The organism is Vibrio sp. V23_P3S9T160 (assembly GCF_963886625.1).
GTDB lineage: Bacteria > Pseudomonadota > Gammaproteobacteria > Enterobacterales > Vibrionaceae > Vibrio > Vibrio anguillarum.
Window position 1 is genome coordinate 25,275 of the sequence record NZ_CAWPDB010000121.1, and the last position, 9,248, is coordinate 34,522.

Sequence of the window (9,248 nt, forward strand, 5' to 3'; positions counted from 1 at the left end):
GCCTCCTAGCACCAAAAACGATCGATTTGACTGCGTAGTGCTTCGGCAGTGATGCGACCTTTTTCACCGACCAATGCACGCCCCGCAATGAACGTTTTGGCCTTAATGCCTTCAAATAAATAGAGATCTTCTGGAACGATGCCACCTGTGATGGAAAGCTCAAGCCCCATATCGGATAGAGTTCGCATCTTCTCAACATCTTCGCTTGTCCAACCAATACCGGCCAGTTCGGCATCTCTTGAACGGTGATAAATGGCTTGAGTGATACCAAGGTCAATCCACGCTTGTGCATCAGCAAAGGTCCAGTTGCCGTAAATTTCGATTTGGATTTCGCCATCCAGTTCATCGGCGACTTTCTTACAAGCGCTGATGGTGGCGATATGCGCTGCGGCAGAAACGGTGATCCAATCTGCGCCAGCTTCAAATGCCATCCGCGCCAAAATAGCGCCGCCATCGGTGGTTTTCATATCACACACTAGAATATGGTCAGGGTGATTATGGCGTAACGTTTTGACGGCCTTCATGCCTTCAGCAAAGGCGAGGATGGTGCCGACTTCGATGACATCCACAAAGCTTGCTACGTTTTTTGCCACTTCGATGGCAGAAATAAGGTCAGTTTGGTCGAGAGCGATTTGGATCATTGGTTTAGTCATGAGAGTTATCCTTGAATTTTGTCACGGATCAAACGGGCGAGCCCGTCGTGATTGTTATCGGTTGTACAAATCAGTTTGGCGTGGGATTTCACCGTATCGTCGGCATTGAGCATCGCCACACCGAGCCCAGCGTAGTCGAGCATGGAAATGTCGTTATGGTTATCGCCGACAGCCAACACGTGATTAGCGTGGTAGCCAAGTGATTGCACATATTCAGCCAAGCGCTGACCTTTACTGTTACCTTTGGCAGCGAAGTCGACGCGATTCGACCATGAACGCTCGCCATTGAATGTCTCTTGTACCCAAGCTTGTTGGGCAAGGCGTTCAACGGAACTCGGTAGCCCTTCAACCACAAATTTCCAAATAAACGTTTCTTGCTCGACGCGGTGACGAAACGAGTCAATTTGCTCGATTTTGGGCTGTGCCGTCGGTGGATACTGGTTGGCCCATTTTTCTAACGCTTGCATGTAGGCGATTGGGCTACGCTTGGAATAGGTCATCGCGTCGGTCACATACATCACCAGTTTCATTTGAAATTCTTTAGCCAGTGCAAGAAAGGTCAATGCATCGTGTTTGGTGATGGCATTGTGCTTGAGCACTTTTTCATTTTGGTAGTCATACACATAAGTGCCGTTGCAGCAGATGATGGGGGTTGTGAGCCCCAATTCTTGATAATAGGGTTTAGCCGCCGTGTGGTGACGGCCAGTCACGATCACCACGTGGCAGTGTTGCTGCGCTTGTTGAATCGCCTGCTTTAGCTGAGGATGAATGGTGTGTTCATCAGTCAACACCGTGCCATCAAGGTCGAGCGCGAGAACTTTATACATAGCCGCTACCTTTGGCCGTAGTAAGCGTTATCACCATGCTTACGTTGATAGTGTTTATCGGATAATTCCGGTTGAATCTTGATGCCACTGTTGAGTGAACGAGTTGCCAGCGCCATGGCGGAAATCTCTTCCAAGACGACAGCGTTATGAACCGCATCGTTAGCATCTTTGCCCCAAGAGAAAGGAGCATGCCCGGCGACAATCACACTTGGCACTGCCATCGGATCAATGTGACGATGTTTGAACTCTTCGATGATCACAAGGCCGGTATTTTTCTCATATTGGCCAGCGATTTCATCGCAAGAAAGTTTGCGTGTGCAGGGGATGTCACCGTAAAAATAATCGGCGTGAGTGGTTCCTAAAGCAGGAATGTCAATGCCCGCTTGCGCCCAAATAGTGGCACTGCGCGAATGGGTGTGTACCACGCCGCCAATCTCTGGATAAGCTTTATAGAGTTCGAGGTGAGTGGCGGTATCACTGGATGGATTAAGTGTGCCTTCCACAATCGCGCCGTTAAGATCAACGATCACCATGTCATCAACTTTCATTACATCGTATTCCACGCCAGAAGGTTTGATGGCGATGACGCCCTTCTCGCGGTCTATTTCTGACACATTACCCCAAGTAAAAGTGACTAAACCGTATTGGGGAAGCTTAAGATTTGCCGCAAATACTCGCTGTTTTAGTTCGCTATACATGACATCCTCACTCGACCAATTGCGCCGCTAACGCTTGATCAATCACTTGGTAAACATCCTGCGCGGTACGACAACGGCGCAGTTTATCGAGATCAACGCCTGTCTCGCTCTCTTCATCATCCAGCACTTGGGTTACTTCCATTAATCCTTCCATATGCTGATCAGACGAGCTACCAGCCAAGGTGATCAGCACATCGACCGGTTCATCTTCGCCGTCAAAATAGACAGGCGTTTGCAGCGTCACTAAAGCAAAGGCGGTTCTGATCACGCCATTTTCAGGACGAGCATGAGGCAGGGCAAGATTCGGCGCGATGACGATATACGGGCCTAATTGTTCAACGCTGCTGATGATGGCATCGTGATAGCAGGGGTGGATGGCTCCTGATTTGATCAGCCTATCCGTACCAATTTTGATCGCCTCTTGCCAAGTGCTCGCCTGGGCATTTAATTGGATGGAATCATTGTCGATCAGTGATTGTTTCAGTCCCATGGTTCTATCTCCAGAGTGGGTGCCAGTGCGTCTGGCACCTATTGTTTTTGTACCTATCGTTTTTGTACTTATCGTTTTGTAGTAATAGCTATTTCAAAGTGACAAAGTTTTTATCGATGATATCGAGCAGCTCATCACCAAAAGAGTTCGGATTCAGCATGTTTTGTACGCCGAGCACAAACTTGCCTTCTCCGGGCTCCATCTCACCAGAGAGATGTTTTGATGAGACGATGATGTCGGTGGTGGCGAGCTTAGATTTATAATCAGACACTGCGCAGGAATCCATCACGTGTGGAATGCCTTTTTTCTCCAGATACTTACCGATTTTCATCTTCATCATCATTGAGGAGCCTTGCCCATTGCCACACACGGCTAAAATGCTGACCGGGCGCACGCCATCACTGACTTTCAGTGCTTGTTCGACGGCGGCGATGACTTCTGGATCGTCACTGATGTTCACCAAACCTTGTGCATCTTCCTCTTCACGCAGTTTTTTAGAGGCGAAGAACATGTACACACCAGCCAATGCAATCAGCACAAAGAAGAACAGTTTTGAGACGGATAAGCCTTGCATGATTGGCGGGAAGACTAGCGCCCAGTCGGCCATGCCCATCCAGCCACTGAATTCGGTGCCGTATTGGTTGAAGATGTGAATGGCCCATGCTGAGCCAACGACTTCGATGATACCCATCACAAAACAGATCTTCATGACCGCGCGCCAGCCGCCAAAGTGGTTGGCAAAAACACCAATGGTCGCGTTGGAGAAGAACATCGGGATAAAGCCGGGAATGATCATGATCGGTGCATCAAAAGCGAGCATGGCCAGCACCGCCGTAAATTGACCAATCGCGCCCCACATAAAACCAAACACCATGGCGTTAGGTGAGAACGCGTAGATAGCGGCGCAGTCAATGGCTAAAACCGCGTTAGGAATGACGCGCTCTGAGATACCTTTAAAGGCTTCAGACAGTTCGGCAACGAACATACGCACACCCGCTACGATAACTTGAATCGCTACCGCAAATTTAAGGCCAGTTTCCAGAATGTAGATAGACCAATGGGTTTTTCCCGCCATTGCTTGCAGGTTGTCTAGACCAAATGAGAGCAAAATAATGCCGAAAAATAGCGTCATCACAATCGCGGTTGCGGCAATGCTGTCGTGGAAAATGTGCAACCATTTAGGCAGCTCAAGGTGGTCGACACTTTCGTTTTTATCGCCCAATTTGGGGGCAATCTTAACTGCAATCCAAGACGCGACTTGTTGCTGGTGGCCGATGGAGAAACCGGCTCCACCCGTGACGGCTTCGGTGGGTTTGAACATAATGTTGGAGGAGATAGACCAGTAGAGCGCCATCAAAACAGCCGAATAAAGGATGGTTTCCCACATGCTTGCGCCCAGCACAAGGTAGAACACCGCAATTAACCCTGCTTGTTGGAACATAATATGCCCCGTTAGCATGATGGTGCGAATGCCTGTGTAGCGGCGCAGCAAAACGAGCAAGATGTTGATCGCCAGTGCCAGTAGTACGGTATAACCAACCCAAGAATAATCATCCCCCATGATTTCCATGGTGGCCATCATTGAGGTGTACGGGTCGATAACCGAGCCAGTTAAACCATGATATTCCGATAATTTCTCAATCACAGGCTTAAAGCCTGCCACTAAGGTTCCTGCACCCACTTGTACCAACATAAAGCCGACGATGGTTTTGATCGACCCTTTAATGATGGTGGTGGTATCTCTTCTTAATAACCAGTAACCGATAAGGGTGACTAAGCCCAGCAGCAAAGGTGCTTTAGTCATTACTTGGCTATAAAAAATGTAGAAGATATCGTAGATGAACTGCATATCTTTACCCCTTGATTCTCTATTTATCGTTATGTGTATTCCCGTCTTACTCGAAGCTGGGTGTAGGTCAGAGTGAATCAGCAAGGTGATGCCGATTTCAATCCTGTTTTGCTCACGAAATAGACTTTACCAATCAAAAGTAATCATTCAATGCTCATTTGTGATTATTTTGATTTTTATCAATTTCTTCGCCAAATGGAGACATTATTTGATACTCAAGTCACAGTTAAAATTTTATTTCAAATAAAATCAATTGGTTAGGTTTTATTGTGAGCGAGAGGGAAGTTTTGTTCGTCCAGTGTTTGACATTGTGATGGATGAGAAATAGAATCAAAACAAATCATAAATAATCACCAAGTAATCACTTGATGAAAAGATAAGGTGATAACCATGAACGAAGTACAAAGACATAACGAGATACTGTCTTTGCTAGACAATATGCACACCATCAACGTCACGCATATTATTGAGAAATTTAACGTGTCACCAGCAACGGCACGCCGCGATATTTCTAAGTTAGATGAGCTAGGTAAGCTAAAGAAAGTTCGCAATGGTGCTGAACGTTTAGAGATTAGAAAGCGAGCGTGGACGCCGTTAAATATCGACAGTACGGATCATTTCCATGAAAAATCACAGATTGCCATGGCTGCGGCTAAGCTCTGCAATCCAGGTGACAGTGTGGTAATTAACTGTGGTTCGACCGCCTTCTTGCTCGGTAAAGAGTTGTGTGGTCAAGATGTTCAAATCGTGACTAACTATTTCCCACTGGCCAGTTATCTTATCAATGAAGATCACGACGATGTGATCATCATTGGTGGGCAGTACAACAAAGCACAAAACATTTTCCTCAACCCCGCCCCTGATTCGTTAGGTGGTTATGCCGGACATTGGATGTTCACCAGTGGCAAAGGGCTGACGGAAAATGGCCTATACAAAACCGATATGCTCACCGCCGTTGCCGAGCAACAGATGCTAGAGCAAATCGGTAAGTTAGTGGTGGTAGTGGATAGTTCTAAAGTTGGGCAGCGTACGGGCATGCTATTTTGCCCCGCCAGCAAGGTTGATATTGTTATCACTGGCAAAGCCGCCGATCCGCAAGTTATCCAAGCGCTACAACAGCAGGGGACAGAAGTGATTCTGGTATAGAAAGCACTTCGCTCTACACATTCTAATAATAAACACAGGCTCAGTGTCTTCACCTTTGGTTAAGACGCTTGGCTCCCTACATCCAAAATTTGTCTAACTGATTGTGAAATAAAAGGTGTTGCTATGAGTAAAATTGATGAAATCACACGCGATTCATGGGTTCTCAGTACGTTTCCTGAGTGGGGAACTTGGCTGAATGAAGAGATAGAAAAGACCGAAGTGGAAGCCAACACCTTTGCTATGTGGTGGCTTGGTTGTACAGGCATTTGGCTAAAAAGTGCCGGGAATACCAATCTTTCGATCGATTTTTGGTGTGGGACGGGTAAGAAAACGCAAAAGAATGCCTTGATGAATCAACAGCATCAGATGATGCGTATGGGGGGCGTGCGTGAACTGCAACCCAATTTAAGAACGTCTCCTTTTGTGTTGGACCCATTTGGCATCAAAGAGATTGATGCGGTACTGGCGACGCATGATCACGCTGATCATATCGATATTAATGTCGCAGCAGCTGTGCTGCAAAACTGTGGTGAGCATGTGAAATTTATTGGGCCACAAGCTTGCGTTGACCTGTGGCAAGGCTGGGGAGTACCGAGTGAGCGCTGCATTGTGGCGAAAGTGGGTGATTGCATTGAAGTCGGCGATATCAGTATCCGAGTACTGGACTCTTTTGATCGCACTGCGTTGATTACGCTGCCTAAAGGTGTTTCATCTTATGATAAGGGGATTCTTGATGGTATGGATGATCGCGCGGTCAACTACTTATTGGAAACCTCCGGTGGCTCAATCTACCATTCAGGTGATTCGCATTATTCGAACTACTATGCCAAGCATGGTAATGACTACAAGATTGATGTGGCGCTGCTCTCATACGGTGAAAACCCACGAGGCATTACAGATAAGCTGACTGCATCTGATATTTTGCGCGCAGGCGAGGCGTTAGATTGTGAAGTGGTGATCCCATTCCATCACGATATTTGGGCTAACTTCCAAAATGACCCGCGTGAAATTGAAGTATTGTGGCAAATGAAAAAAGATCGTCTGCAATACGGCTTTGCGCCATTCTTTTGGCAAGTGGGTGGTAAATACACTTACCCAACCGACAAAGGACGTATGCATTACCAGCATTTCAGAGGCTTTAAAGATATTTTTGTCGATGAACCAGAGCTGCCTTTCAAAGCATTCTTGTAATGTTCTGAAAGCAAAAATTAGAGAAGAGAAAGAGGCCAATTGGGCCTCTTTGTTTATTGGCAATCTCTTTGCTTATCAAGCGATGTGCATCGCTTGATTTTATACTTCAGGTTGGTAGTGCAAAATTGTCATTGATATGGGCGATTGCAACAACTCCCCTTCTGCATGGCCGGGTTGTACGTTACGTAAATTGGTATCGCATATCACTTCCCAGTTTTGGTTACGATCTTTAGGTAGAGTAAAACGAGCGGGTGCGTTGGTTTGGTTGATCAAATAGAGCATTTCAGCCCCATCCGATCCAATGCCCATCTGCAATGCCACAGAACTTAAGCGGTTCCAATCATCATGTTCCATCAGTGTGCCATCTACGCGTCGCCAGAATACGCGGTTGGCATTACGTTCCTCACCACTAAAAGCACGAATAAAGGGCACCATATAAAGGTGTCTTGCCGCCACCATTTGACTCAACCAATGTTTGAAGTAGCTTTTGCGTTCGGTCATGTTCCAGTCAAGCCAACTGATCTCATTGTCTTGGCAATAAGCGTTGTTATTACCTTGCTGAGTATGAGAAAGCACATCCGCGGTGAGAATATGAGGAATGCCAAAAGCAAAAAGTAAGCTCGCCATCATATTGCGTTTTTGCTTTTCGCGGGTTGCTTTTATCACCATGTTCTCGGTTTCGCCTTCGACACCATAGTTGTCGGAGCGATTGTCACCGTGACCATCTCGGTTTTGTTCACCATTCGCTTCATTGTGCTTATGCTTGTATGACACCAAATCTTGCATGGTGAAGCCATCATGATAAGTGATGTAATTGACGGTCAGTTTGTAGGGCCAGTTGGCGGCACTGTACAAGTCGCGCGAGCCCATTAAGCGTGTGGCGAACTCTTTTAAATAGCCTTGATCGCCGCGCCAGAAGCTGCGTGTGATATCACGTAATTTGTCGTTACATTCATTCCAACCGAAAGGAAAATTGCCTACTTGGTAACCGTTTGGACCGATATCCCAAGGCTCTGCAATCAATTTAACTCGTTTTAACGTTGGATCTTGCGCCACCGCTTTAAAGAACGCAGCATCGGGGCTGAAATTATCGCCATTTCTTCCAAGCGTTGCGGCCAAATCAAAACGAAAACCATCGACTTGGTATTCGCTAACCCAGTAGCGCAGCGTGTCCATGACTAGGTTAAGGGCGGGTTGATAAGAGAGATCAATGGTGTTACCACAACCGGTAAAATTCGCGTAATGTTGGCCGTGTTTTAAATAATATTTAGGGTCGAGTGCTTTTAAATTGAAAATAGGCCCATCTTCGCCCCCCTCCGCTGAGTGGTTATAAACCACATCCAGTATCACTTCAATTCCGTGACGATGCAGTTCTCTGATAGCCGTTTTCAGTTCCGTTACCGCATCTTTTTGCGCATAACGTGGATCTGGCACCATAAACAGGTAGGGGTTATATCCCCAATAGTTGACTTTGCCCATATCCAATAGATGTGGCTCATGCATACAAGCCGCGATGGGCAGTAGCTGTAGTGTGTTGATGTTTTGCTTGCGATAAAACTCCAGCATCTCCTCACTGATTAAGCCTAAATAAGTACCTTGTTCTGCTTTAGGCACACGTGGATTGAGTTTGGTCACCCCTTTGACATGGGTCTCAAACAAAATAGTCTTATCGCGAGGTATGTGTGGCTTTTTAGTTGATTGCCAATCGAATTGATCGTCAACCACGACACACTTAGGCAGCTCGAAACTCTTTTTTGAACTAAATGGTGTTTTATAGCCTAAGTTTTTATCTATCGCCTTCGCGTAGGGGTCGGAAATATAGTGTGGCTCGTCACCATTTAAAATGAGGTAACCGTATTTTTGCCCTGCTTTAATGTTTGGCACATGAGTGTACTTCACGCCCGCATATTCATTCTCTAACTCGTGGGTGGTGAAACTTCCCTGTTGATCAAACAGAGCGAGTAGAAGCTGTTTATTTGCTGGAGCATGAATAGCAAAATTGCAACCTGTGTTGTCAAGGGTTGCGCCGAGTGGGTAAGGGCTAGAAATAGTACATTTCATATGGGCATCTTTAATTGTTATTTTGCTGCACGTCATCGCTTTAAGTAAAAAGCTTTGTTGATATTAGGTCAAGCGCCCAATGAATAAAATTTGAATGTAATTTTATTTCATTTTAATGATGTTATTGGCCCTAAATAGTGATCAATAAGGCATTTTGTATTCTATTTTATAACCATTAACTGATCTCCTCCCCCTGAAATCCGTGATCCGTGCTTTAAAAACGCCATACCATAAAATTACTCATCCTTTCTCCTCCCCCCTAAATTACTTTGAGGTGGAGGAAGCAAGCCTATTACGCCTTTAGTAACCTTATCACCGTTGAAACAACTGGGG

8 protein-coding genes are annotated in these 9,248 nt (G+C 46.1%); 2 read left to right on the forward strand and 6 right to left on the reverse strand.

Annotated elements, in window-relative coordinates; translation table 11 throughout:
* Positions 1–5: 5 nt before the first annotated feature.
* From AACU59_RS09180 to AACU59_RS09200, 5 genes are all read right to left on the reverse strand, one after another.
* Positions 6–653, reverse strand: coding sequence for a 3-keto-L-gulonate-6-phosphate decarboxylase UlaD (locus tag AACU59_RS09180; protein WP_094145636.1), 648 nt, complete (start codon positions 651–653; stop codon positions 6–8).
* Positions 654–658: 5 nt separating this feature from the next.
* A complete protein-coding gene (locus AACU59_RS09185; protein ID WP_017048132.1) occupies positions 659–1,480 on the reverse strand; it encodes a pyridoxal phosphatase in 822 nt (273 codons plus the stop codon).
* A 5-nt stretch (positions 1,481–1,485) separates the two neighbouring features.
* Positions 1,486–2,178, reverse strand: a complete 693-nt coding sequence (locus AACU59_RS09190) for an L-ribulose-5-phosphate 4-epimerase (RefSeq protein ID WP_019282360.1) — start codon at positions 2,176–2,178, stop codon at positions 1,486–1,488.
* 7 nt (positions 2,179–2,185) lie between these two features.
* Complete coding sequence (locus AACU59_RS09195) at positions 2,186–2,668, reverse strand: PTS sugar transporter subunit IIA (RefSeq protein ID WP_010316860.1); 483 nt, start codon at positions 2,666–2,668, stop codon at positions 2,186–2,188.
* Positions 2,669–2,756: 88 nt separating this feature from the next.
* Positions 2,757–4,517, reverse strand: coding sequence for a PTS ascorbate-specific subunit IIBC (locus AACU59_RS09200; protein ID WP_026028425.1), 1,761 nt, complete (start codon positions 4,515–4,517; stop codon positions 2,757–2,759).
* Between the two features lie 390 nt (positions 4,518–4,907).
* Between AACU59_RS09200 and ulaR the strand changes: the two genes are divergently transcribed.
* Together ulaR and ulaG are read left to right on the forward strand one after the other, a co-directional pair.
* Positions 4,908–5,663, forward strand: coding sequence for an HTH-type transcriptional regulator UlaR (gene ulaR, locus AACU59_RS09205; RefSeq protein WP_094124630.1), 756 nt, complete (start codon positions 4,908–4,910; stop codon positions 5,661–5,663).
* Between the two features lie 123 nt (positions 5,664–5,786).
* Complete coding sequence (gene ulaG / locus AACU59_RS09210) at positions 5,787–6,854, forward strand: L-ascorbate 6-phosphate lactonase (protein WP_013868344.1); 1,068 nt, start codon at positions 5,787–5,789, stop codon at positions 6,852–6,854.
* Between the two features lie 99 nt (positions 6,855–6,953).
* Here ulaG and glgX read toward each other — a convergent pair whose 3' ends face one another.
* Positions 6,954–8,951 carry a glycogen debranching protein GlgX gene (gene glgX, locus AACU59_RS09215; RefSeq protein WP_013868345.1) on the reverse strand — a complete coding sequence of 666 codons (1,998 nt, stop codon included), beginning with the start codon at positions 8,949–8,951 and terminating at the stop codon, positions 6,954–6,956.
* Positions 8,952–9,248: the final 297 nt, after the last annotated feature.